This window comes from Acinetobacter sp. 22512, from assembly GCF_052044755.1.
Lineage (GTDB): Bacteria > Pseudomonadota > Gammaproteobacteria > Pseudomonadales > Moraxellaceae > Acinetobacter > Acinetobacter pittii.
In genome coordinates this window covers 1-25,734 of the sequence record NZ_JBQENP010000018.1, presented here as the reverse complement: position 1 = coordinate 25,734, position 25,734 = coordinate 1, and the positions used below count along the sequence as shown (strand labels likewise).

Genomic DNA, 25,734 nt, shown 5'->3' with positions numbered 1-25,734 from the left:
TGGGGCTTTTTTTATTATTAATGACTAAGATCCATCGCCTCTCGTTTACTACGCGCCTCTTGTAAAATACGCGCATGCAAAAGCTTTCTAAAACCTAGCATAAATATAAATTCTGCCAATACAAATAACGGCCCTATCGCAAGTCCAATCACATCATCAACAAAAGCAGGTTTTTTCTTTTCAAAATAATGCCCCACAAACTGAAAGACCCAACCGACAACAAAGAAGCCAATACTTACTGCTAACCATTCTCCTAAAGACAATTGAGCAATTTGGCTCGCTAGTGGATACACAGCAGCTAAAATAATCAGCATGAGTAAACCAAATACTTTATCTAGAAATAAATAATAAATTGAGCTCATTGCAATCAATACTATGGCTAAAGTCAGTTTAAAACTACCAATATCGACTCCAGCTCTTGCGGTTAAACACAAAATTGAAAACACGATGAGCGGAATACCGATAAAGTGCGTCAAAATATTTTTATGATTTAAGTGGTAAGCCGCATATTTGCTAAGCTCTTGCTCCAGATTTGACATGAGTTATTCCCTATTCACTTACATATAGTCATACTGTACATATAAGGAAAACGTAAAGTTGTCAGCTATTTGACAAAGTAATGAATTTTTTCATGGATGACCGAATTTTGGACCTAATTTATATTAACCGACTAAAAGAAAACACATGGTTTAGTGTGCTTCCGGAAACATTCCAAAATTTTATTTTAGAACATGGCAAGCAAATCACCTTTGAAAAAAATAGCTATGTTTTCCATGCTCAAGATCTATTTAATGGCATTTATACCGTACTTGAAGGCTCGATTAGCTTGGGTTATGTCGATGTAAATGGTAATGAAGCTCTTTCTGCTATTGCTGAGCCAATCATGTGGTTTGGTGAAATATCATTGATTGATCATGAACCGCGCTCACACGATGCGATTGCATTGAAAAAAAGTATAGTTCTGCATATTCCTGCAAAACCATTAAATGATCTACTCAAGGACAATCCATATTATTGGTATTTTTTCGCACGTTTAACAAGCCAAAAACTCAGGTACGTTTTCTTAGAACAGATTGCTATCCAAACACGTAGTATTTCTCAAAGGCTTGCTCAGCGTCTTCTATTCATTTTAGAAGGATATGGGAATCATATTCTTATTCAAGATCATCACATCCATATTTCTCAAGAACAATTGGCAAATATGCTGACCACATCTAGACAGACGATCAATCATGAACTGAGCCTGCTCGAAAAACAGAAAATCATTAAAATTGCTTTTAGAAAAATTGAGATTCTAGATATTGAGAAATTGAAAGTAGTTGCTAAAGCACAATTCTAATTTTTTAAAAGCGGCTAAATAATAAAAACTTAAAATTAAATTAAAAAATTAGATAACACTGCAAATCAAAACATTGTTCAAACTCTATTTCCACAAAATAAATGTGTTAAAGCAGATATTTTCACCCTACACTCAAGCTGAGCAATAATACTCAACAAGGCACTGATTAACATGAAAAAATTATCAACAATTCTTACAGCAGGCGTATTGGCTATGTTAAGTGTTTCGGCATTTGCATGTCCAAAAGGGACTCAACTACAAGGCGGTACAGGACCAAATCACAAAGGTGGAAAATGTGTAGCGGTACATGGAAAAGCTACCGCTCAAAAAGCCAAGAAAGAGGTAACTAAAACTAAACAGGATGTTAAAAAAGACTTAAGCACTCAAAAACATGATGCAATGACCAGCGCGACTCATGCTCAACATGAATCACAGCAAATGACTCATCAAATGAAATAAGATGCTGTGAAGACTGCAAACACCGCTAAAGCTGCCACAAAACCGTAATTCACATTATTGTTTAAAAGCAAAAAAAGCGAGATTGATCATCTCGCTTTTTTACATTCATTAGTTTTATTTTGGCGAAGTATTTCCAAGATTCGGCGTATCGATCGCATCCTTACATTGAGCCTTATCTCGCTCATAGTCCGCTTGTTTTTGGGCAACTGAACTATTGTTTTCTAGTGTTTCGCGTGCCCATATATCTAAACTTGTCAGGGCCTTACGGCAGAGTGCATATTTCCCTTCTGTCACCGAATCCGTCATTTTTACATTAATGCGCCAGTCTGTACTTAATTGGCGTAAAGGTTTACGAACTTTGTCATCAATTTGGCTGAGTTGTTTTTCATAAACTAAATGCTCAACCGTGTTAATCAATGTCCATGCTTTTTGAGCATAAACAGTTGCATCATTGGTTAGTTTCGGTGCTGGCTTAATTTCTACTTTTTTTTCTGCACCCTGATTACCATTATCACAGCCCTGCAATGTAAAAATACCTGCACTTATCATGGCGATATAAACTAAACGAATCTTTGCCTTGAACATATCAAACTGCCGATTAAACATTTCGGCACTATGCTATTAAATTCGGCTACAATACTCAATCTTTCAAGTATTTTTATCATTTGGTTTATTGCCAAGGTGTATTGTGTCCGAACAACAATTGATGCCTGCCCAAACAGCAACTTTTTGGCAAGGCGCCAAAGATAGCCAAGCTATCGTACTCACCTATTTACCCGTTTCTTTTGCCTTTGGCGTTTCTGCATCTCAGTTTGGTTTTACACCATGGGAAGCTTTTTTTCTATCTTGTTCAATGTATGCTGGCGCTAGCCAATTTTTGGTTGTCGCTCTTTTGGCTAGCGGTTCATCCATCTGGCTAACAGCATTAACAGTCATTGCACTAGATATTCGCCATGTCCTGTATGGACCTGCTCTATACAACCTGATTCCAAACAAATTAAATCTTAAGAAAACGGCAGTATGGGCTTGGGGCTTAACGGATGAAGTTTTTGCCAGTGGAATGATCCAACTTTCACAGCGCAGACAACAATGGACCGAGTCTTGGATGCTTGGCTTAAGCCTATTTAGTTGGATGGCTTGGGCAAGTGGCTCTTTGTTAGGTGGATTATTTGCCGATCAAGTTGCTCATTTACCAAAGTTTTTACAAGCAGCTTTAGACTTCTTATTACCTGCTTTATTTTTAAGTTTTTTATTAGCGGCATTTGAACGAAAGCATAGCCTTGTTGTTGCTGTATCTTTAGTAGTTTCAGCTTTGGCCTGTTATTGGATTAACTTATCAGCTGCTATTTTTATTGGTATTTTTTCAGGCATTTTAGCTGGTCTATTTAAATATTATGTGCTGAAACAACATGATGAGGTTGAGGCTTAATATGAACCTAGAAATTATTCTGGTCGGCATTATCGTGGGCATAGCCAATTTTGCTTCACGCTTTGGACCTTTTTTCGTAATACAAAAACTACAGGGCAACCAACAAAGACGGGGCTCAATCTGGATCAAAATTGCTTTAGGAAGTATTGGAATATCTGCAATTAGCGCCATGCTTGTGGTTGCCACTCTTCCACCACTTCTTGAAAATCCAGACAAAAGCCTAGCTATGCTTATCGGTTTTTTAGTTTTAGCAGGTCTTTATTTTAAATTTAAGAAAATCGTACCAGCAACTTTAACTGCCGCAATTGTTTATGGTCTGATCTATACTTATTTACCTTTATAAATAGATAAACTTATCTTTCTTATATAAAATAAAATCTGGCCAGAAGTGTTTAAGATTGAAACTTCAGGCCTGAAAAATCTAATTTTTGAATTTGAATTGATTAAAAAGATAACCTTAGCTACTTATAGAGATAAAAATGTCACAAGTTAAAATTTATGCAAATGAACAAACCATTATGCATTACCGAGAATTACTTTCTCATGCAATCCATCAGGCGCTTATTGAAGAATTGAAATATCCTGTTGAGAAAAGATTTCAACGTTTTATTAGCCTTAAATCAGGAAATTTCATTTACCCTTCTGACAGAAGCCAGCATTACATTATTATTGAACTTTCAATGTTTGCAGGCCGCAGTGCAGCCACTAAAAAGCAGCTTATCCAAACCTTATTCCGTAATATTCGAGAACAATGTAGAATTTCTCCACAAGACATTGAAATTACTATTTTTGAAACACCTAAAGAAAATTGGGGCATCCGTGGTAAAAATGCTGATGAGTTGCTTTTAAACTATCAGGTTAATGTCTAAAAAACACTTTTTTAATTGTCCGACAAAATTACTTTTTTATGCATGATAAGGCTTAACTCCACCATAAGTTCTGCTATGCTTAAAAAAATAATTTTGTCAGGATGATTCGCATGAGCGTGACACTCGGTACCCCACTTCAATCTTCTGCATTTAAAGTTTTATTGTTAGGTTCAGGAGAGCTTGGCAAAGAAGTTGTAATTTCCTTACAACGCCTTGGTGTAGAAGTACATACAGCCGACCGTTATGATCACGCACCAGCAATGCAAGTTGCACATTTTTCTTATGTGTTAAACATGGCAGATCCTGCTCAATTAAAACAACTCATCGAGAAAATTAGGCCAAATTTAATTGTTCCAGAAATTGAAGCAATTGCGACAGAAGTTTTACTTGAAATTGAAGCGAGCAAAACAGCAACTGTCATCCCTTCTGCTAAAGCTGTAAACCTCACAATGAACCGTGAAGGCATCCGCCGTCTTGCGGCTGAAGAACTTGGCCTACCTACTTCTGCTTATCGTTTTGCTGATACGCTCGAAAGCTTCCGCGCCGCTTGCGATGACATTGGTTATCCAAACTTTGTAAAACCAGTCATGTCTTCTTCAGGTAAAGGACAGTCTCGTGTAAAAAGTTTCGATGAAGTTGATGCTGCATGGGAATATGCAATGCAAGGTGGCCGTGTTAACCAAGGTACGGTCATTATTGAATCTCAAATTGATTTTGATTTTGAAATTACATTACTTACCGTTCGCGCTAAAAACCCTGAAACTGGTGAAATTGAAACTCATTACTGTGACCCAATTGGTCACCGCCAAGATGCCGGTGATTATGTAGAAAGCTGGCAACCTCAACCAATGACGGCGGCGGCACTCGAAGAAGCAAAACGTATTGCAAATAAAGTGACAACTGCACTTGGTGGCTGTGGTATTTTTGGTGTAGAACTGTTTATTAAAGGTGACAAGGTTTGGTTTAGTGAAGTCTCACCTCGCCCACACGATACAGGACTCGTAACTTTAGCATCTCAGTTTCAAAGTGAATTTGAACTGCATGCACGTGCAATTTTAGGTTTACCTGTAAACACAGCACGCCACAGTGTTGCAGCAAGTGCAGTAATTTATGCTGGAGTTGATGCCAGCAATTTAAGTTATAGCAATCTCAATGTAGCTTTAACACACCCAGACACCGATTTACGCCTGTTTGGCAAACCAGAAGGTTTCAAACGTCGTCGTATGGGGGTAGCAACCGCTCGTGCTGAAAATACTGATCTTGCTCGTACCTTAGCGAAAGAAACCGCTGATCAAGTAAGCGTTCAAACAAACTCTTAATTTTTACTTATTGGTAGACCCATTTTCATGATCAATATATCGCCATTGTTGAACTATGTCTCAAGTCATCATGATATTAAAGCCATTAATCAATGGCGAACGGATGTAGAAAAGCAGTTGCAAGATTCATATGAAAATGGGCAATCTATTCGTGAAATCATTAAAGCCCGTTCAGATTTAGTAGATGAAGCACTGATCTTTTTATGGAAACATGCTGAACTCGATCAGACAGAACTGGGCCTTTTTGCTGTAGGCGGTTATGGACGCCGTGAAATGTTGCCCTATTCTGACGTCGATATCATGATCCTATCGGAGCATGAAATTAACGAAGAAAACGAAAAACGTATCTCTACATTTATTTCGTCTTTATGGGACGTTGGCAATTTCAAACCCGGCATTAGTGTTCGCACGATTCAAAGCTGTGTTGAGCAGGCCGCTACCGATTTAACCGTTGCAACAACTTTAATTGAGGCGCGGTTAATTACTGGCAATAGTCAGCTTGCGAAATGGCCTCGCCGTATTGTTTCGCAGACATGGACTGACAAAACATTTTATGACGCAAAAATGGCCGAACAAGCCAAGCGTTACCATCAACACAACAATACTGAAAGTAATTTAGAACCCGATATTAAAAATGCACCAGGCGGTATCCGTGACATTAACCAAATTGGCTGGATTGCCAAACGTCACTTTCGCGTAAACCGGATTTATGACTTAGTGCATTTAGGTTTCATTTCAGAGTTTGAATTGGCAGTTTTAGAAGAAGCAGAAAGTTTTCTTTGGGAAATTCGACATCATTTACACCGTTTAGCTAAACGTGATGAAAACCGTTTACTCTTTGACCACCAAAGGGAAATTGCCGCTAAATTTGGATATGTGCGTCAAGAAGGTCAACCTGTAAATTATGGTGTTGAGCAATTCATGAAGCGCTACTACCGTACGGCGCAACAGGTTTCAACACTCAATGAAATGTTGCTGGCGTATTTTAGCGAGTCAGTGATTACTCCTCGACTCCCCAACTATGAACGCAAAATTGAAGTTGTTAATGATCACTTTAAAATTGTCGACAATAAACTTGCGGTACAGCATCATAAAATATTCGCAGAACATCCAAGCGCAATTTTAGAGCTGTTCTATATTTTAGCCAATCGACCAGATATTGAAGGTATTCGCGCCCGAACTTTACGCTTACTTATTCTTGCCGCAAAACGAATCAACCAAAGTTATCGCGATAATCCAGAGCATCAAGCACTGTTTATGTCGATTATTCGTTCACCATATCGTTTATACGATACCTTGGTTGCGATGAAACGTTATGGGGTTTTAGGAAACTATATTCCTGCTTTTGGCCAAATTATGGGCCTTATGCAATATGACCTATTCCATATCTATACGGTCGATGCTCATACATTATTATTGCTGCGTAATTTAAATCGTTTTAGAGAACCTGAATTTGCCAAAGAATTCCCTGTAGTAAGTTCAGTTTTCCAACGTCTTGCTCGTCAAGATATTGTGTTCATTGCTGCTTTATTCCATGACATCGCAAAAGGTCGCGGTGGTGACCACAGCGAACTCGGCGCAGAAGACGCGATTGAGTTTGGCCGTGCACATGGCTTTACAGAGCGTGAATGCAAATTAATTGCATGGCTTATTCAAAACCATTTGCTCATGTCTTTGACCGCTCAGAAAAAAGATATTTCTGATCCTGATGTCGTGAAAGATTTTGCCGAAAAACTGGGCGATATGGAGCATCTCGATTATCTATATACCTTAACGGTTGCCGATATTAACGCGACAAATCCAAAACTATGGAACACATGGCGCGCTTCTCTCATGCGTCAGCTTTATACGCATGCTCGTGATGTAATCCGTACAGGTTTAGGCCGTCCTGTTGACTACCAAATGCTGATTGAAGACACCAAGTTTGCAGCAAGTGAATTATTAGTAAATAACTTTGCATTGGCTGATGTCGAAAAAGTATGGCAAGAACTAGGTGATGAATACTTCATTAAAGAATCGGCGGATGAAATTGCGTGGCATACACAAGCAATTTTAAAACACGGTGATAATCCAGAGCCATTAGTCCTATTGCGTGCTCACCGTAAAGCAGCTCAAGATGCGGTGCAAATCTTTATTTATACTCGCGATCAACCTAACCTATTTGCCACCACTGTTGCCGTTTTAGACCGAATGAACTTAGACGTTCAGGACGCAAAAATTATCACGGCAAGTACAGCATTTAGCTTAGACACTTATGTTGTACTTGATCGTTTCGGGACATTGCTTACCGACCCAGAACGTGAAGAAACCGTTAAAAATGCATTAGTGAAAGCCCTTAGCCAACCAGACCAATATCCGGGACTCATGCAACGTCGTATTCCACGTCAATTACGTCATTTCGATATTGAAAATACAGTCGACGTAACATTAAATGAAGCCTTACAGCAAAATATGGTCGAAATTTCAACACTCGATCACCCCGGCCTACTTGCACGCGTCGGTGGTTTATTTATGATGCAAGGTTTAGACATCCATTCAGCCCGAATCGCAACTTTAGGCGAACGTGCCGAAGATATTTTCTTTGTCACCAAAAAAGATGGAAAACCGCTGAATAACGAAGAGGTCAAACTCTTCTCGGAAAAACTGAAAGCTGCATTAGATGAAGCATCTAATCAAATTTGTCAGCACTGAAACTCAACTACTTGGTAACTGTTTAATGAACTCTAGCTTGTCGTTATTACACCCGTATCCATTTGAAAAGTTAAACCAACTTTTTAAGGATACTACTCCTGCTAACCTTCCCTTGATTCCTCTATCAATTGGCGAACCTAAGCATCCAGCACCAGAGTTTGTTAAACAGGCTATTATTGATAACTTTAACCATTTATCAACTTATCCAAACAGCAAAGGCTTACCAGAGCTTCGCCAAAGCATTTCAGATTGGTTAACTAAGCGCTTTAAACTTAACAGCATTAGTGCTGAAAACCACATCTTGCCTGTCTCTGGTACACGTGAAGGCATTTTCTCTTTTGTACAGGCATTAATTAATCGTGAAGATGCACCTTATGTGGTGATGCCGAACCCATTTTATCAAATTTATGAAGGTGCAGCTTTACTTGCAGGTGCAAAGCCATACTTCATTAATTGCACGGAAGAAAATGGCTATTTAGGTGATTTTGATGCAGTACCAGCAGAAGTTTGGGAAAAGACAGCCCTACTTTTTGTATGTACACCGGGTAACCCAACAGGTACTGTGCTTTCCAAAGAACAATTTAAAAAGCTAATTGCCTTATCTGATCAATATAATTTCGTTATTGCTTCTGATGAATGCTATTCAGAGCTTTGGTTTGACCAAGCACCTACTGGTCTATTAGAAGTTTGTGCTGAGCTTGGTCGTGATGACTACAAAAACTGTATCGTATTTCATTCACTTTCAAAACGCTCAAACTTGCCGGGTTTGCGCTCAGGTTTTGTAGCGGGTGATGCCGATCTGTTAAAGCCATATTTACAATACCGCACCTATCACGGCGCGGCAATGCCTGTTCAACACCAGCTTGCTTCAATTGCAGCATGGAACGATGAAAACCATGTTGAAGAAAACCGTAAGCAATATCGTGCAAAGTTTGACTTATTCCAATCTGAGCTAGGCCATTTACTGCCATTACAAAAACCTGATGCTGGATTTTATTACTGGTTAAAAGTCGATAATGATGAAACTTTTGCCAAGATACTGATGGAAAAAGCACACATTAAAGTTTTACCGGGTCGTTATCTATCTCGTGATACCGAACAAGGTAACCCTGGTGCCAATCATGTGCGTATGGCTTTAGTAGCAGATTTGGCACAATGTGAAGACGTTGTTAAACGTTTAAAAGCGATTCTTTAAACCCAGCAAAATTGCATAGCCTTCATTTTGTTTAGAAGGCTATGCGATCTGCTTTAACTATAGGCAACCAATAACACTGCGAAAAAAATGAAAGCCAGACTGGAGCAATAATATATTCCTCTAGCAGAGCGTTTAATCTGTGCTAATACACGCTCTTGACGCAATAAACGAACTAATAATAAATTCCACCCGAAAACCACTCCTGTCATCCATATACTCATTAGTAATTTTTGAAATAAGCTAAATTCCTGTTGAATAGGTAACATTAAACTACTATAAAACATAATATTTTTAGGATTAAGAAGACTAGATTGCAAACCCAGAGCCAAGCTTTTAACTTTACTCTTATAACTAGACTCTTGTTCAACCAAACTATTTTCAGCAACAGTAATATTTAAGTTTGTTCCTTGAGTGGCTCTAAAACAAAGAAAACTCAAATAAACTAAATATCCAGCCCCCAGCCATTTAAGTACTAAAAGAATCGTTTTGCTTAAATTGCCAAGCACCATAAATCCAAATATACACACCATTAAGATAACAGCATTACCCAAAGTAATTCCCAGAATAACGCCATAGGTATAACGTGCTCCTTTTTGCAAAAGACTGGTCAAAATAAGAAAAAAATCTGGACCTGGAGATAGTAGTGCTAAAAAGTGAGTAAAGGCGATAACCAAAAAAACTTCCATAACGATTTCATCTTTAAAATTGTATGGAGTAGCTTAAAAATAGAGAAAAATAATTTCTTGTAAATTATTGCGCGGCTGCAAGTTGAAACTGTCGAGGAGTAATTCCCGTATGTGCTTTAAAAGCTTTATGAAAATGGCTTTGATCACTAAAGCCTAAATTGACAGCTAGCTCTGCGAGTGAAATCCCTTGCTTTAATTGAGCTCTGGCTTGATTAATCTTTAAATTAATTTGAAATGCATGTGGAGTTAAACCAACATTGGCCTTGAATAAACGAATGATTGCATATCGACTAAGACCAACCTGCTCTGCAAGCTCTTCAAGAGAAATAAATTGTTCTGACGATTTAATAATATGAATTAAGTCCAAAAAATCTTCATACAAATATTCAGTTTTTTGTATTTCTTCTAATACGAAATGTGGGAGTAACAACTGGGTAAGGCAATAGATCAGCGACTGTTCTTTTTCAATAATTAATTTTTCAGGATCGAATAAAGTTTCATTCATATCAGAAAAAGCCTGATATAAAGTTTCTTCTTTTATTATGAGCGGCTTATGCTGAGGCAGATGTAAATCCAGACCATGTTCTCGAAATTCTGAATACAGCTGATTTAACCACCTTATGTCCAAATGTAGCATTTGGTAACTCCAAGCCTGATCCGGCAAAGGGTTACATGAATGCTCAATATGTGCTGGTACAATCACCAAAGTACCAGCATCAATCTTTTGGGGCGTACCAAATGAACTATGAAAAACGCTATTCCCCTCGTCTATAGCCCCGATAGAAAACGTTGGATGACTATGAGACTTATAACACGTTCGGCTAAAACAGGATCTTCTGGTTTCAACATACGGCATTCGCCCATCTTGCCAAAACTCAAAAGCTTGAGGAATAGCGTTCATTTAAACGATTAACTCGCTAATGCTTTTTCAATATCAGCTTCTAAAGCTTCTGGCTTAGTCGTAGGTGCATAGCGATTTAAAACAGCACCATCTTTGCCTACCAAAAATTTGGTAAAGTTCCATTTAATGCTACTACTACCTAAAATACCTTTAGCTTCACGTGTTAAATATCTAAAAATCACATGGGCTTCCGGACCTTTTACATCAACTTTAGCAAACATGGGAAATTTTACCCCATAGTTACGCTGACAGAAGCTACCAATTTCTTTATTGCTTCCTGGATCTTGCCCACCAAACTGGTTGCAGGGAAAACCTAAAACTTCTAATCCTTGATCTTTATATTTTTCATATAGTTTTTCGAGGCCAGCAAATTGTGGTGTAAAACCACATTTACTGGCAGTGTTTACAATTAGTAAAACTTTACCTTTGTAATCAGCCAATTGCTTAACTTCACCCTCTAACAGCTCAGCTTCAAACTGATAAATATTACTCATGGATAGGTTTCCTCATCATTTTTTTCTTCTGTTTTCAGTTGTAATGATGCCGAGTTTACACAGTAGCGCAAACCTGTCGGCTGTGGTCCATCTTCAAATACATGCCCTAAATGAGCTTCGCAATCATGACAAACTATTTCAGTTCTGACCATACCATGCGTTAAATCTTCATGTTCATCAATGACAGCACCATTGATCGGACGGAAGAAACTTGGCCAACCGCAACCGCTATCATATTTGGTATCTGATGAGAACAACTCTGCGCCGCAGCAACGGCAAACATAGGTACCATGTTGCTTAGTATTCCAGTATTGCCCCGTAAATGCAGGTTCAGTGCCTTTTTGTCGTGTAATCCGATACTCTTCTGGTGATAACTCTCTTTGCCATTCCCGGTCTGTTTTATTGACTTTTCCCATGACATACACCTTTTATTCTGAAGTAAACATTTCTGATGATCGAGTTTTATATTTACGCCATTCATCACAAAAACACTAGTCTCTGAACGTAAAATTTGTTGGAATTTAAACATATAAAGAACAAAAAGCAAAAAGTAAGCAAAATACAAAATCAAAAGTAAGCAAATTTATTACCAATCTACTTTAAAGCAAGCAAACATAGTGCTATTCTAAGTGCGCACGGTTGTATAGGACAGAACATGTCTCAGAAAAAAAGTGTGGTTTTCCAACAACTACTACCAATTATCAAACAATATCAACAATCGGGTTTTACCCATGAAAAAATTGTTGAACTATTGAAAGATCAACATGATCTAAATTTGGTAACAGTTAAAACATTTAAAAGTTATTTATACCGATATGCAAAAGTGAATCCCGTTATGTCTAAAAATACTGCTACCATCCATTCCATGCCATCTACTCGAGAAATCAAAAAATCATCGAAGCTTGAGCATGTTTGTTATGACATCCGTGGACCAGTTTTACGAGCCGCCAATGAAATGGAAGAGCAAGGACATAAAATCATTAAGCTGAATATCGGCAACCCTGCTCCTTTTGGATTTGAAGCACCCCAAGAAATTATTAATGATGTTGCTTTAAACTTACCAAATGCAATTGGTTATGTTGACTCAAAAGGTATCTTCCCTGCTCGTAAAGCAATTTGTCAGTATTACCAGCAAAAAGGAATTCTCAATATGCATGTCAATGACGTGTATATTGGTAATGGCGTATCTGAACTCATCGTAATGGCTATGCAAGGCCTATTAGATGACGGAGACGAAATGCTGATTCCAATGCCGGACTATCCGCTTTGGACAGCAGCAGTTAATCTTTCAGGCGGCACAGCAATTCATTATAAATGTGATGAAGAAAATAGCTGGTATCCAGATATTGCTGATATCGAAAGTAAGATTACTCCGAATACACGCGGTATTGTCATCATTAACCCGAACAACCCTACGGGTTCGGTATATCCACGCCATATTCTTGAACAAATTGTAGCGATTGCAAAAAAATATGATCTAATTTTATTTGCTGATGAAATTTACGACAAAATTATTTATGACGGTATTGAACATGTTTCAGTAGCATCATTAGCGGGCGACCAGCTTTGTGTATCTTTTAATGGTTTATCAAAAGCTTATCGCATTGCAGGCTTCCGTTCAGGTTGGATGGCAATTACGGGTGATAAAAGCCGTGCTGCCGACTATATCGAAGGATTAGATATGTTAGCGTCAATGCGCCTATGTGCTAACGTTCAAGCTCAATATGCGATTCAAACTGCCCTAGGCGGTTATCAATCAATTAATGACTTGATCCGTCCTGGTGGCCGTTTATATGAACAGCGTAATATTGCTTGGGAAATGCTTAATGAAATTCCAGGCGTAAGTTGTGTAAAACCAGATGGAGCAATGTACTGTTTCCCGCGCCTTGACCCGAACATCTACCCAATTGAAGATGATGAAAAGTTAATGCTTGATTTGCTACGTGCAGAAAAAGTTTTATTGGTGCAAGGTACAGGCTTTAACTGGCCAACACCTGATCATTTCCGCGTGGTTTTCTTACCTGCTGAAAATGAATTACGTGAAGCAATTACCCGTCTAGGTCGTTTCTTAGCCAATCGTCGTTAAAAAATGCATAACAAAAAAGGTATCTATAAATAGGTGCCTTTTTTATAATTCTATTTTTTTCATTTTTATAAAAGAAGAATCTCCTAACCACATAACAATTTTACCAACACAAAATAAATTATTGTATTTAAATTATTTTTATAAATTTTATAATTCTTTTAACTTTAAAAATTAGTTAATTTTTTGATTTATATATTTTTTACCATACGTTTAAAATCACTTGATTTTCTTCAATCTACTTAACCTTTATTATGCAAAAAATGCATGGATCAATATTTTTTTGCATTTCACACCGCTTCAAAATCGAGCAACAATCCATCTCCATAACAACATCGCCATATTCGATTCGGTTAAAACAGATACAGATCTAGGAAGATAACATCGTTAGAACGACCGAACTGAACTAACAAGGAAAGCTTTCAATCATTCAAATCCCATCAAAGGATGATTGAATCAAATGGATAGAGGTTCATATGAAGCAAAAGAAATTGCTCAAGTATATTGTTGTTGCTATTTTACTTGGCATACTGACAGGTTGGATTTGTCACCACTTCTTTAATGAGGGTGAACAATTGAAGCAAATCGCTTCTTATCTCAACATACCTACAGATATCTTTTTACGCCTTATCAAAATGATTATTGCTCCATTGGTATTTGCCACTATTGTTTCAGGCATTGTATCAATGGGGAAATCTACATCAATCGGCAGTATCACCCTTAAATCAATGACTTGGTTTATTACTGCTTCGTTCGTATCGCTTGCTATCGGTATGGGTCTGGCAAACTTTTTCCAACCAGGTGCAGCTTTAGATTTAGTATTACCAACTGCGCAACAATTGAGTAGCTCTTCTGCTCCAGCGACTACAGGCTTCACTCTACAATCATTTTTAAGCCATGTTTTCCCACGCAGTATTGCCGAAGCAATGGCAAACAATGATATTTTGCAAGTCCTTGTTTTCTCTATTTTCTTTGGCTCAGCCCTTGCTTTTGTAAATCAAGGCAAAGAAAAAGATTCAGTTATCATTCGTTTAACTGATGAACTCAGCAAAATCATGTTCCGTATTACTGATTACGTCATGATGTTTGCACCTGTTGCAGTATTTGCAGCAATCGCTTCAGCAATTACAGTACAAGGTTTAGGCTTGATTGTTGACTATGGCATTTTAATCGCAGAGTTTTACTTCGGTCTTTTATTACTGTGGATCATCTTATTCTCTGTAGGTGCAATCGTACTTAAAAAAGATATTTTCCGCTTAGGTAAATTAATTCGTGAACCTGTAACGCTTGCTTTTGCTACAGCTTCAAGTGAATCAGCCTATCCTAAAGTTATGGATGCACTAAATAAATTTGGTGTGCCTAAAAAAGTAACGAGCTTTGTATTACCTTTAGGTTATTCATTCAACCTTGATGGTTCAATGATGTACACCACGTTTGCAGTGCTCTTTATTGCTCAGGCCTACAATATTGATCTTAGTTTCACTCAACAAATCTTAATTTTGTTAACTCTAATGGTAACAAGTAAAGGTATTGCAGGTGTTTCTCGAGCTTCTATTGTAGTTATTTCAGCGACGCTCACTATGTTCCACTTACCTGAAGCTGGCATCCTTTTATTGCTCGGTATCGATCAGTTCCTTGATATGGGCCGTACCGCAACAAACGTAGTAGGTAACAGTATTGCTACCGCAGTTGTTGCCAAGCTTGAAGGCGATAAAGTGGCCGATACTGAAGAACTACCAGAGCCAGTATTAATTAAATCAACTCAAGAACAAACGACCGCATAAGTTTCTCTTTTCTCCCACTCTCCCAACTTAAGAGCAATTTTATATGACCTTATAAAATTGCTCTTTTTTTATTTTAAAATTACTGGCAGAAATTCACCTATATTTTTATATTAAATAATGACTTTAAACTGCTATTAAATTTTCTTAAATCAAACCTTAAAAATAGAATAAAAATGATTCAAACAAATTTTATATTTTTAAAAATAAATACCAAGTGATTAAATTTTAATTCAATTTACAACAATTAAATTATATTAAATTAATGGAATTATTTTTCAATTCATACTGAAAAATTTAAAATCATCTTAATATTAAATTATAACAATAAAATCAACAATATAAAAATATCAAATGGCAAAAAATTACTTAAACACCTCTATTATTTTTTAATTTTATACAGATAAAAAAATCATTTGTTTTATTTATATAAAAAAGTAAACAAATCAAGATAAATTAGAAAAACTTAATAGATTTTTTATTTTATTCATGTTATTTATTAGCGCTAAATAAAAGCAATGACTAAGCAATTGTTGATGAAACAAAATGCTATTCAAGGATGCTTCTTATTCAAACAAGTTATGAATATGTTTTACATGGTATGTATTTTGCTTAGGAAAAGCAGTCATATTCAACAAACTTTTACTTCGTCACTTCATAAGGATATTTTCGATGTTGACTAAAACTGTTAAATCTTTAGGTTTAGCGATGGGCTTGTTAGCCTGCTCTCTCCCACTTTATGCAAAAAATAATGTTGTTGTAGTTGCGACTGGCGGTACTATCGCTGGTGCTGGCGCAAGCTCGGCAAATAGTGCAACTTATACTGCTGCAAAAGTTCCTGTTGATACGCTAATTAACGCAGTTCCACAAATCAAAGATTTGGCAAATGTAACTGGTATTCAAGCATTACAAATCGCTTCTGAGAGTATTACTGACAAGGAATTATTAGAAATTGCTCGTCAAGTGAATGAGCTTGTTAAAAAGCCATCTGTTAATGGTGTCGTAATTACACACGGTACAGATACTTTAGAAGAAACAGCATTTTTCTTAAATTTGGTTGTCCATACTGATAAACCGATTGTACTTGTTGGCTCAATGCGTCCTTCAACTGCTCTTTCAGCTGATGGCCCACTTAACCTTTATAGTGCAGTTGCTTTAGCAGCTTCTGATGATGCGAAAAATAAAGGCGTTATGGTTCTCATGAACGACTCTATTTTTGCTGGGCGTGATGTAACTAAAGGCATTAACATTCATACAAATGCTTTTGTTAGCCAATGGGGCGCTTTAGGTACATTGGTTGAAGGCAAGCCTTATTGGTTCAGACAATCTGTAAAACGTCATACAAATGCTTCAGAGTTTAATATTGAAAATATTAAAGGCGATGCACTTCCAACTGTACAGATCGTTTATGGTTCGGACTCTATGCTTCCAGATGCATATGAAGCGTATGCAAAAGCTGGTGCTAAAGCGATCATTAATGCAGGTACTGGTAACGGTTCTGTACCAAAATATATCGTACCAACCTTACAAAATCTTCACGACAAAAACGGTATTCAAATTATCCGTTCATCACGTGTCGCACAAGGTTTCGTATTACGTGATGCAGAACAACCTGACTCTAAATATGGTTGGGTAGCAGCACATGATTTAAACCCTCAAAAAGCGCGTCTTCTTGCAGCTTTAGCTCTTACTAAGACTAATGACACGAAAGAAATTCAGCGCATGTTCTGGCAGTACTAAGTTTTTCAACCAGCCCAAACATAAAGTTTGGGTTGGTCCTATTTCTTAAAAATAAGCTCTTTTATATTCAATCTGTACAATAGATATTCAAATCATTCTTCTTAAATAATAAAATCCTTAACAGTTTGCCAAAATATTAAGCATTTCGTTTTAACTTTGCGTGCTAAACTATGCTGCAGTCGTATTAAGGATTGGTTTATGCAGTTTGTTCATCTCGGTATTTATACAGAATTTTCGATTACAGAGTCGATAGTTCGCATACCTGACTTGGTCAACGCTGCGGTTAAAGACCAAATGCCTGCGCTGGCATTAACCGATCTATCAAACCTTCATGCAGCAGTAAAATTTTATAATTCTTGTTTAAAAAAAGGGATTAAGCCGCTTTTAGGTAGCACAATTCGCCTTGACGATGCTCAACATCGTGCAACTTTACTTGCAATGAGTAATGTAGGCTGGAAAAGTCTAACTGAAATCGTTTCACGCGGTTTTATTGAAGGTCAACAACTTAGTATTCCATGTGTAAAAAAAGAATGGGTACTTGAACAACATCAAGATATTATCGTTTTACTTGGCCAGCATAGTGATGTAGGTCAGATGCTTTGCTCATCTAACCCTCAAAAAGCGGCTCCCCTTTTAGAAGCATGGATCGAAAAATTTGGTAACCGTGTTTATCTAGCTTTAACACGTACCGATCGTCCCGGTGAAGAAGACTTTATTCAAGAAGCCGCTAAACTTGCTGCCCAATATAATGTCGGGGTAGTTGCGCATAATGATGTGCACTTTGTAGAAAAAGAAGATTTTGAAGCACACGAAGCCCGTGTTTGTATTGCTGATGGCTATGTATTAGCAGATGATCGTCGTCCACGCTTATATAGTCCTGAGCAACATTTTAAAACCTCCGATGAAATGATCGAGTTGTTTTCAGATATCCCAAGTGCTATCGAAAACACCTACAATATAGCAAAACGCTGTAATGTTAGCCTACAACTAGGCACCTACTTTTTACCTGACTATCCAATTCCAGATGGCTTTACCATTGACACTTACTTTGAGCATTTGTCAAAAGTAGGTCTAGAAGAACGTTTAGATTATCTCTACCCTGTCGAAAAACGTGGCGAAGACTGGCCAGAGATTCGTAAACCTTACGATGAACGAATTGATTACGAAGTCGGCATTATCCTCAAAATGGGATTCCCGGGTTACTTCCTTATCGTCATGGACTTCATCCAGTGGGCAAAAAATAATGGCGTTCCTGTCGGACCAGGCCGTGGTTCAGGTGCGGGTTCGCTCGTTGCATATAGCTTAAAAATTACTGATCTTGATCCTCTTCGTTACGATCTACTTTTCGAACGTTTCTTAAACCCAGAACGTGTTTCGATGCCCGACTTTGACGTCGACTTCTGTATTGCCGGACGTGACCGCGTTATTGATTATGTTTCCCGTACCTATGGACGTGAAGCCGTGTCGCAAATTGCAACTTTCGGTACGATGGCGGCAAAAGGTGCAATTCGTGACGTTGCCCGTGTATTGGGTAAGTCTTACGGTTTAGCTGACCGTATCTCAAAAATGGTACCGACTAAACCGCTCGGTGTGGACTTAGCCACTGCTATCGAGATGGAACCTCAGCTTAAAGATATCGTTACCAACCCATCAAACCCAGATAATGATGATGCGAGTGAAATCTGGGAAATGGCTTTAAAACTAGAAGGCATCACTCGAAATACTGGTAAACATGCCGGTGGTGTCGTTATTGCACCAGGTAAGATTACCGATTTCTCGGCTGTACTTTGTGATGAAGATGGAACAAGCCGTGTTGCTCAATATGATAAAGACGATGTAGAAGCAGCTGGTCTCGTCAAATTCGACTTCTTGGGTTTACGTAACTTAACCGTTATTGAAGACGCAATTCAAAATATTAATAAAAATCGCGATAGTAATGATCCGCTCATTATTTCGCATGTTCCACTTGATGATGCTAAAGCATATTCAGTCTTTGCCGATGCAAATACAACCGCGGTATTCCAGTTTGAATCCGTCGGCATGAAACGAATGCTTAAAGAAGCACGTCCAAGTAAATTTGAAGAGATTATTGCGTTCGTATCATTGTACCGTCCTGGTCCAATGGATCTTATTCCTGACTTTATTCACCGTATGCATGGTGGAGATTTTGAATATCTTCACCCACTTCTTGAAGGTGTATTAGAGCCAACTTACGGGATTATGGTTTACCAAGAACAGGTGATGCAGACTGCACAGATCTGTGCGGGTTATACGCTCGGTGGCGCGGACTTACTACGTCGTGCAATGGGTAAAAAGAAACCTGAGGAGATGGTTAAGCAGCGCCAAATTTTCTTGGCAGGTGCTGCAGAAAAAGGGATTGATGAAAGTACAGCCAACCATATCTTTGACTATATGGAAAAGTTCGCTGGCTATGGTTTCAACAAATCTCACGCTGCCGCTTATGCCCTAGTTGCTTACCATACTGCATGGTTAAAAGCACATTATCCTGCTGAGTTTATGGCAGCGGTAATGTCATCGGAAATGCAGAACACCGACAGTGTTGTATTTTTAATTGATGACTGCCGAAATAATGGCCTAGAAGTTTTACCACCATCAGTCAATATGTCGACTTATCATTTTCATGCGAGCGATGATAAAACTATTGTGTATGGTTTAGGTGCAATTAAAGGTGTCGGCGAACAAGCTATGCAGTCAGTTATTGACTCTCGTCGACAATTTGGTCCTTATACAGATCTATTCGATTTTTGCCATCGTATTGATTTGAAGAAAATCAATAAGCGTACTCTTGAAGCGTTGATTCGTGCAGGTGCACTCGATTGCTTGGGAATTGAACGTGCAAGCCTAATGGCACAATTGCCTGAGGCGGTTCAAGCTGCCGAACAAGCGCGCAGCAATCGTGAAAGCGGTATTATGGATTTATTTGGTGAGGTTGAAGAAGTTCAGCGTAAGCCAGCTAAACCCGTTAAACCGTGGAGTGATGAAGTTCGTCTAAAAGGCGAAAAAGACACGCTTGGTCTATATCTCACTGGTCACCCAATTGATGTTTACCGCCAAGAGCTTAAAGCTTTTATTCCTGTAAAACTTAATGAAATTACGGCTACACGTCGTGGTGTTACAACAGTCTATGCAGGTTTAGTCATTGACGTCGCAAACTTCCCAAATCGGGTAGTTATTGTACTAGATGATGGTACAGCTCGTATTGAAGTAAGTTGCAACCATGAGCGTTTCCAACGTTTTAAAGATATTATCCAAGTTGAGCGTGTTGTCGTCTTTGAAGGCGAAATTTATGAAAGAGAAGGCTTTGAACGTCCAATGGGCCGTTTAACCAAGGCTTTTACTTTAAATGAAATACGACAAAAACGTGCTAATAGCATTCAGATCAAATTAACAGAAGAGTTTATGCAAGCCACTTTGGCAAAAGATTTACAAAATATCATCTTGCCATTTTGCAATGTAGATATGCATCAACATATCACTCTACAGCTACAGATTGATCAACCTTATGCTCAAGCCGAGCTTCAACTTGGTCCGCAATGGAAAGTTGCTCCTCTCGATGAATTACTTGCTAAACTCAGAGATTATTTTGGTAAAGATAATATTTATATTGAATATCAAGTAAAGTCGAAAGCAGCTAAAGCAGCAGAACCTGCTCGTCCGCAAACCGTTGCTTCCCCTCCCGCGGACATGACTATGGACGATGCATTGGATTTATACCAAAGCGAAGTTTCTCAATATTCGTAATTTCTGGAAATCTTATGAGTTCGTTTGATCACAACACTGTGTCAAAACAATTAGCACAAGTGCGTATTGTCATGGTAAACACTACCTTGCCTGCCAATATTGGCAGTGCTTTACGTGCCATGAAAACAATGGGGCTAATTAAATTAGTTCTTGTTGCACCTAAAACATATCCTCACCCAGACATACAAGCGCTTGCTGCTGGTGCGCAGGATTTATTTGAACATCTTGAGATTGTCGATACTTTAGAAGATGCTATTAAAGATTGCCATTTAGTGTTTGGAACAAGTGCACGTAGCCGTACCATTCCTTGGCCTTTACTTGACGTAAGACCTGCTGCCAAAGAAGCCATTAAAGCCACCTGTCAGGGACAACAAATTGCGATTGTTTTTGGCCGTGAAGATCGTGGTTTAACAAACGAAGAATTAGCATTAGCCAATTATCATTTAACAATTCCTGTCAATCCTGACTATGGCGTATTAAATGTTGCGCAAGCAATTCAAGTCGTATGTTACGAACTTCGCATGTCTGCTCTAGAGCAACAAAACGTGGACCAAGATGCAGAAGAAATGCCATTAGTCCAAGGTCAAAGCATGCAATGGGATGAGCCTTTGGTTACTCAGCAACAAATGGAAGAGTTTTACCCTCATCTAGAGAAAATGCTGACTGAAATTGAATTTTTAGATCCAGATAATCCACGTTTGTTACCTTTACGCTTGCGTCGTTTATTTGGTCGTATACAATTAGATCGTATGGAATATCATTTACTTCGCGGTATTTTTAGTCGTGTACAAGCCCTAACCAGTGGTAAATGGAAAAAAGCATTATCTGACAAGGAGGATCAACCCAATGCTTAAACAGCTGAAAGAAGATATAAAGGCTGTATTTGCGCGAGATCCTGCTGCCCGCAATACACTCGAAGTTCTCACGACCTACCCTGGCATTCATGCGATTATGATGCATCGTGTCGCACATGAGTTATGGCAAAAAGATTGTAAAGGTGCTGCTCGCCTTCTTTCTTCATTTAGTCGTTTTGCAACAGGAATTGAAATTCATCCTGGCGCTAAAATCGGTAAACGTTTTTTTATTGATCACGGTATGGGTGTTGTGATTGGTGAAACGGCTGAAATTGGCGATGATGTTACGCTTTATCACGGTGTTACCCTAGGTGGAACAACATGGAAGACTGGCAAACGCCACCCAACTTTAGAAGATGGCGTTGTTGTTGGTGCTGGTGCAAAAATTTTAGGTCCATTTACCATAGGCAAAGGTGCTAAAGTCGGTTCAAATGCTGTGGTAACTAAAGCTGTTCCTGCTGGCGTGACCGCTGTAGGGAACCCTGCTCGCTATATTTATAAAGATGCGCCTGACAAGAATAAAGATGAAGAACGTCGCCGTGATTATGCGCAAAGTATTGGTTTCGCTCCATATGCGACAACTGCTGATCAGTCTGACCCTATTTTAGAGGGTATGCGCGTTTTACTTGATCGTATTCAGCATAATGAAACGCGTATGAATAATTTATGCCAACGTTTATCAGAGCTAGACCCGAGCTTCAAAAAAGAAAGTCAGGATGAACAGCCTTTTAGTGATGAAGAACTGAAAATTATTGAAGAAGTTCGTCGTGAATGCGGTGCGCAAGATAAGACATCAAAAACGTAATATTCTTGATTCATAATGTAACACGCTTACCCTTGCATGTCTGTTTAGCTTTTCCTAGACTTACCTGTACCAAATCTGACTTTACTAAAATGAACGGAAGATCCTATGAATTTTAAGCCTTTGGCATATATAATCCTTGCGACCTCAAGTTTAACCGCTTGTACAATGGCACCCGTAAAAGAACAAAAAATTGAGCCTTTTGTTTTCAAGGAACCAGAGCTTACTCCTCCTTTTTATGCGCTAAACCCTTTTAACTATGATCAGCCACCGGCATTTGAAGTTGCATTAAAAGACGCTGCTGCACAGCCTGTAACCAAAATGGTCGTTAATCGTCAAGATGATCCAACCAAACAGCTTACTCTCGACGTCAATAAACTGATCGTCCCGACTGTCAATAATTCACAACGTTCAATGAAATACGCAGTTTTAGCCGGTGAAAATGAAATTGACGTGACTACTATTGATGACTTCTTACAATTAGTGGAAGGTAAAGCACGTCACTACCCACCTCGCTTTACTGACCGTCAAGAACGTAAAGGCTTTGAAAGTAAACTTAAAGAAGTAACACAACAACTTGATACACTTGCTGCAAATCCAAATGCATCATTTGATATTTTAATTCGTGCTTTTAAAGCAAGTGTTCTTGCACGTAACCTTGATTTAGGTACTGTTCATACCACTAAATCTTTAGAATATGCTCAAAGACTTTTAAAAATTAATCCAGATGATGCGGAGACAAATTTCTGGTTCGGTTTTGGTTTATCTGAAGGTGGCGGTCAACGTGAAGCGATTCCATATTTAGACAAAGCCATTAAAGGTAATGTTCAAGAAGCATATTTAGCTGCTGCAAATAACTATATTGCAATGGAGCAAAAGAAAAACGCGATCCAGACGCTAAAGAACTATAAAGTTAAATATCCAGATGAAGCGGAAATTGCTGACCGTTTAATTCAAGAAATTGAAAAACAAGGTCGTTGGAACGTATGGCAAGTTTTAACTAACCCAGCAATGTCAGCAACTACTCCTGCTGCACCTAAAAAATAAGCTTAATTCTATAAAAAAGGGCTGTTTTGACAGCCCTTTTTTATATTTGATCATTTGAAAAATATTTTAAAATTTGTATGATTTACCTACCATTGAGCCACTATATTTTGACCATAATGTTTTCAATAAAAAGAAGCAAAACACTGTTGACGGTCATACTACTCGGTTCAATTCTGAGTGGTTGTCAGGTCGTAAATGTTAAACAGCAAGCTTTGAATGTAACGATTGCAAATGAACGTAATAGTATTCTTACCCAAGATAAACTTAGCGAAGCGAGTCTGAATGTTTTATCAATGTCTGGTCAGGAAGCTAAAGTTTGTACAGATACACCTGAAACCTGTGTAAATCAACTCAAAAACCTTCCTCAAATTTTAGATGAACAGTTCTTATCAGCAGCAAGCGAGATGTATCTCGCAAAAGCAATGGCTTTATCAGATACATCTGACTGTAAAGTAAGTAGATTTACTAAACATAAATCTGAAGAAGAACAAAAGAATATTCTGAATAGATATGATGATTGCTTAGACCAACAATTGAGCCTATTAGATAAAAGTATTCGCTATAGCTATGCCTATCTATTTTCAACAAAACGTAAGCCTAATGACCGTATTTTTGATAATAGACAAGTTCAAATTCGCGATTTCTATAATCAAGCAATCGCCAAAATGGTCAGTGTTTATGATTTAAGATACCCGAAAAAAAATGTGGTAGAGCCACAAATCCATATTGGTAAGAGTGTTTATTCAATAGACTTTGAATTTCATAAACAACTATCAGGCCAAAAGTTAGAGAAATTAATTTCAAGTTATAACCTGAATTTTTCTGGCTTAAGAACCATTAACCGCCGCGATGGTTTTGGCTCCGAATTTGTGGCTGTTTTTCCGAGTTCAGGAAATGAAGATATTAATGAATATATTTTAGATCCACTTAAATATAATTATAAAAATGGTGTTAATCCAAATATTCATAACGCACGCTACTTAGCTGCGACTATTGTAGCTGAACCCAAACACGCGACCACTGTCGAAGAAATTATTAATAATCCAGAATTCGTGATTCGAGTTTATGATCCATATCGGACAGATAATATTAATGTAGCAGGCAAGCAATATCCGCTAGCAGCTAACTTTTCAGCACCTTATGGCCTATGGTTAGCCGAAAACAATTTAGGAGTTGCAGCTTATTTAACTCTGATTGACCGCGATCAGCATTTAACTATGCCGCATTTATATATGCTCGAACCTTATAATCCAAACAAAAAAATTATCGTGTTGGTGCATGGCTTGGCAAGTAGCCCCGAGGCATGGATTGCGCTGACCAATGATGTTATGGGCGATACGGTTTTAAGAGACAATTACCAAGTTTGGCAAGTTTTCTATTCGACCAACATGCCAATTTTGGAAAGTCGTTTTCAGATTTATGCACTCTTGAAACAAGCTTTTGGTTCATTAAACCCAAGTGACCCTGCCGCGCATGATGCGGTCCTTGTTGGACATAGTATGGGAGGTATTATCAGCCGTTTACTGGTCAGTGATGGAGATATTACTAAACCTGCCTTAGAGTTAATGACGATCCGTCAGCAAAACCGCTTTAAAAAACATCCGATGGTTACTGAACGATTGCAAATGCATTCAATCAATAATTTTGATCGTGCAATTTTCTTGGCTTCCCCTCATCGCGGTACAGATTATGCGGATCGTTGGTTTACCTTGGCAGCACGTAAAATTATTCGTTTACCGGGTGCATTTTTGTCGGCTGTAGCGACTTCACTGACAACCGAGAATTTAGATGTTAAGGATTTCTTGAGTAATATTGATAATGGTTTGATTCAAAATGGACCAAGTGATCTAAGTCATCAATCTAAATTTATGGAGCTGACTAAAAATATTAATCCACACCAAGGATTAGTTTTCCATTCAATAATGGGAAATATTACCAAGAGTGATGATCCAAATGTGATTACCGATGGCATCGTTCCGTACAAAAGTGCTCACTTAGAAGGTGCAAAATCTGAGAAAGTTCTTCCAGGTGGCCATTCAATTCAACTGACACCACAAGCTGTATTAGAGTTACGCCGTATTTTACGAGAGCATTTAGTCGAACACGGTTTATATAAACCATAAAAAGAAAAAGAGCCAAAGGTTATCCTTTGGCTCTTTCGTTTTGAACTTAAATTTTACTGCCCAGAACGGATGATGTAATCAAACGCTGAGAGTGATGCTTTAGCGCCTTCACCTGTAGCAATAATGATTTGCTTGTAAGGTACAGTCGTACAGTCACCCG

Annotated in this window: 22 protein-coding genes and 1 pseudogene; 16 read left to right on the top strand and 7 right to left on the bottom strand. The window is 38.2% G+C overall.

Annotated elements, in window-relative coordinates:
• Positions 1 to 17: 17 nt before the first annotated feature.
• Positions 18 to 539: an Mpo1 family 2-hydroxy fatty acid dioxygenase gene (locus tag ACTJJG_RS15660; protein ID WP_032057064.1), complete on the bottom strand. Its 522-nt coding sequence runs from the start codon at positions 537 to 539 to the stop codon at positions 18 to 20.
• Positions 540 to 631: 92 nt separating this feature from the next.
• On the opposite strand from ACTJJG_RS15660, the gene ACTJJG_RS15655 reads away from it, so the two are divergent.
• Both ACTJJG_RS15655 and ACTJJG_RS15650 read left to right on the top strand, forming a co-directional pair.
• Positions 632 to 1,339, top strand: coding sequence for a Crp/Fnr family transcriptional regulator (locus ACTJJG_RS15655; RefSeq protein ID WP_032057065.1), 708 nt, complete (start codon positions 632 to 634; stop codon positions 1,337 to 1,339).
• A 171-nt stretch (positions 1,340 to 1,510) separates the two neighbouring features.
• Positions 1,511 to 1,798 carry a hypothetical protein gene (locus ACTJJG_RS15650; protein WP_005069685.1) on the top strand — a complete coding sequence of 96 codons (288 nt, stop codon included), beginning with the start codon at positions 1,511 to 1,513 and terminating at the stop codon, positions 1,796 to 1,798.
• 114 nt (positions 1,799 to 1,912) lie between these two features.
• On the opposite strand, the gene ACTJJG_RS15645 is transcribed toward ACTJJG_RS15650, so the two are convergent.
• Positions 1,913 to 2,383, bottom strand: a complete 471-nt coding sequence (locus ACTJJG_RS15645; protein ID WP_025469827.1) for a hypothetical protein — start codon at positions 2,381 to 2,383, stop codon at positions 1,913 to 1,915.
• 121 nt (positions 2,384 to 2,504) lie between these two features.
• On the opposite strand from ACTJJG_RS15645, the gene ACTJJG_RS15640 reads away from it, so the two are divergent.
• From ACTJJG_RS15640 to dapC, 6 genes are all read left to right on the top strand, one after another.
• A complete protein-coding gene (locus tag ACTJJG_RS15640) occupies positions 2,505 to 3,227 on the top strand; it encodes an AzlC family ABC transporter permease (protein WP_068938178.1) in 723 nt (240 codons plus the stop codon).
• 1 nt (position 3,228) lies between these two features.
• The gene (gene ygaH / locus ACTJJG_RS15635) at positions 3,229 to 3,570 is read left to right on the top strand and encodes an L-valine transporter subunit YgaH (RefSeq protein ID WP_032057067.1); all 342 of its coding nucleotides are present in this window, start codon (positions 3,229 to 3,231) and stop codon (positions 3,568 to 3,570) included.
• A gap of 136 nt (positions 3,571 to 3,706) precedes the next feature.
• The gene (locus ACTJJG_RS15630) at positions 3,707 to 4,096 is read left to right on the top strand and encodes a tautomerase family protein (protein WP_069119259.1); all 390 of its coding nucleotides are present in this window, start codon (positions 3,707 to 3,709) and stop codon (positions 4,094 to 4,096) included.
• Positions 4,097 to 4,197: 101 nt separating this feature from the next.
• Positions 4,198 to 5,415 carry a formate-dependent phosphoribosylglycinamide formyltransferase gene (gene purT / locus ACTJJG_RS15625; RefSeq protein ID WP_080776853.1) on the top strand — a complete coding sequence of 406 codons (1,218 nt, stop codon included), beginning with the start codon at positions 4,198 to 4,200 and terminating at the stop codon, positions 5,413 to 5,415.
• 27 nt (positions 5,416 to 5,442) lie between these two features.
• Positions 5,443 to 8,106, top strand: coding sequence for a [protein-PII] uridylyltransferase (glnD, locus tag ACTJJG_RS15620; protein ID WP_000608324.1), 2,664 nt, complete (start codon positions 5,443 to 5,445; stop codon positions 8,104 to 8,106).
• A gap of 25 nt (positions 8,107 to 8,131) precedes the next feature.
• Positions 8,132 to 9,301, top strand: coding sequence for a succinyldiaminopimelate transaminase (dapC, locus tag ACTJJG_RS15615; RefSeq protein WP_032006689.1), 1,170 nt, complete (start codon positions 8,132 to 8,134; stop codon positions 9,299 to 9,301).
• 53 nt (positions 9,302 to 9,354) lie between these two features.
• Here the strand turns inward: dapC and ACTJJG_RS15610 are convergent, their stop codons facing one another.
• The 4 genes from ACTJJG_RS15610 to msrB all read right to left on the bottom strand — a co-directional run bounded on the left by ACTJJG_RS15610 (position 9,355) and on the right by msrB (position 11,798).
• A complete protein-coding gene (locus ACTJJG_RS15610) occupies positions 9,355 to 9,987 on the bottom strand; it encodes a LysE family translocator (RefSeq protein ID WP_032006690.1) in 633 nt (210 codons plus the stop codon).
• A gap of 64 nt (positions 9,988 to 10,051) precedes the next feature.
• The gene (locus tag ACTJJG_RS15605) at positions 10,052 to 10,888 is read right to left on the bottom strand and encodes an AraC family transcriptional regulator (RefSeq protein WP_032057071.1); all 837 of its coding nucleotides are present in this window, start codon (positions 10,886 to 10,888) and stop codon (positions 10,052 to 10,054) included.
• Positions 10,889 to 10,896: 8 nt separating this feature from the next.
• A complete protein-coding gene (locus tag ACTJJG_RS15600) occupies positions 10,897 to 11,382 on the bottom strand; it encodes a glutathione peroxidase (RefSeq protein ID WP_002114194.1) in 486 nt (161 codons plus the stop codon).
• Complete coding sequence (gene msrB, locus ACTJJG_RS15595; RefSeq protein ID WP_002114184.1) at positions 11,379 to 11,798, bottom strand: peptide-methionine (R)-S-oxide reductase MsrB; 420 nt, start codon at positions 11,796 to 11,798, stop codon at positions 11,379 to 11,381. Before msrB ends, ACTJJG_RS15600 begins: the two co-directional genes overlap by 4 nt.
• Before the next feature lie 239 nt (positions 11,799 to 12,037).
• Between msrB and ACTJJG_RS15590 the strand changes: the two genes are divergently transcribed.
• The 8 genes from ACTJJG_RS15590 (at position 12,038) to ACTJJG_RS15555 (ending at position 25,574) form a co-directional block, all read left to right on the top strand.
• A complete protein-coding gene (locus ACTJJG_RS15590; protein WP_014206525.1) occupies positions 12,038 to 13,468 on the top strand; it encodes a pyridoxal phosphate-dependent aminotransferase in 1,431 nt (476 codons plus the stop codon).
• A 473-nt stretch (positions 13,469 to 13,941) separates the two neighbouring features.
• Complete coding sequence (locus ACTJJG_RS15585; protein ID WP_002114420.1) at positions 13,942 to 15,249, top strand: dicarboxylate/amino acid:cation symporter; 1,308 nt, start codon at positions 13,942 to 13,944, stop codon at positions 15,247 to 15,249.
• Between the two features lie 669 nt (positions 15,250 to 15,918).
• Positions 15,919 to 16,986: a type II asparaginase gene (locus ACTJJG_RS15580; RefSeq protein ID WP_017386155.1), complete on the top strand. Its 1,068-nt coding sequence runs from the start codon at positions 15,919 to 15,921 to the stop codon at positions 16,984 to 16,986.
• Between the two features lie 198 nt (positions 16,987 to 17,184).
• On the top strand, positions 17,185 to 20,748 hold the full coding sequence (gene dnaE, locus ACTJJG_RS15575; RefSeq protein WP_017386154.1) for a DNA polymerase III subunit alpha: 3,564 nt from the start codon (positions 17,185 to 17,187) through the stop codon (positions 20,746 to 20,748).
• Positions 20,749 to 20,762: 14 nt separating this feature from the next.
• Positions 20,763 to 21,602: an RNA methyltransferase gene (locus tag ACTJJG_RS15570; RefSeq protein ID WP_017386153.1), complete on the top strand. Its 840-nt coding sequence runs from the start codon at positions 20,763 to 20,765 to the stop codon at positions 21,600 to 21,602.
• A complete protein-coding gene (gene cysE / locus ACTJJG_RS15565; RefSeq protein ID WP_014206521.1) occupies positions 21,595 to 22,407 on the top strand; it encodes a serine O-acetyltransferase in 813 nt (270 codons plus the stop codon). Before ACTJJG_RS15570 ends, cysE begins: the two co-directional genes overlap by 8 nt.
• Positions 22,408 to 22,512: 105 nt before the next feature.
• A complete protein-coding gene (locus ACTJJG_RS15560) occupies positions 22,513 to 23,451 on the top strand; it encodes an ABUW_2363 family tetratricopeptide repeat lipoprotein (RefSeq protein WP_017399898.1) in 939 nt (312 codons plus the stop codon).
• A gap of 116 nt (positions 23,452 to 23,567) precedes the next feature.
• The gene (locus ACTJJG_RS15555; protein WP_032057074.1) at positions 23,568 to 25,574 is read left to right on the top strand and encodes an esterase/lipase family protein; all 2,007 of its coding nucleotides are present in this window, start codon (positions 23,568 to 23,570) and stop codon (positions 25,572 to 25,574) included.
• Positions 25,575 to 25,627: 53 nt separating this feature from the next.
• Here ACTJJG_RS15555 and ACTJJG_RS15550 read toward each other — a convergent pair.
• Positions 25,628 to 25,734 (bottom strand): annotated as a pseudogene (locus ACTJJG_RS15550) (FAD-dependent oxidoreductase); the annotation flags it as partial.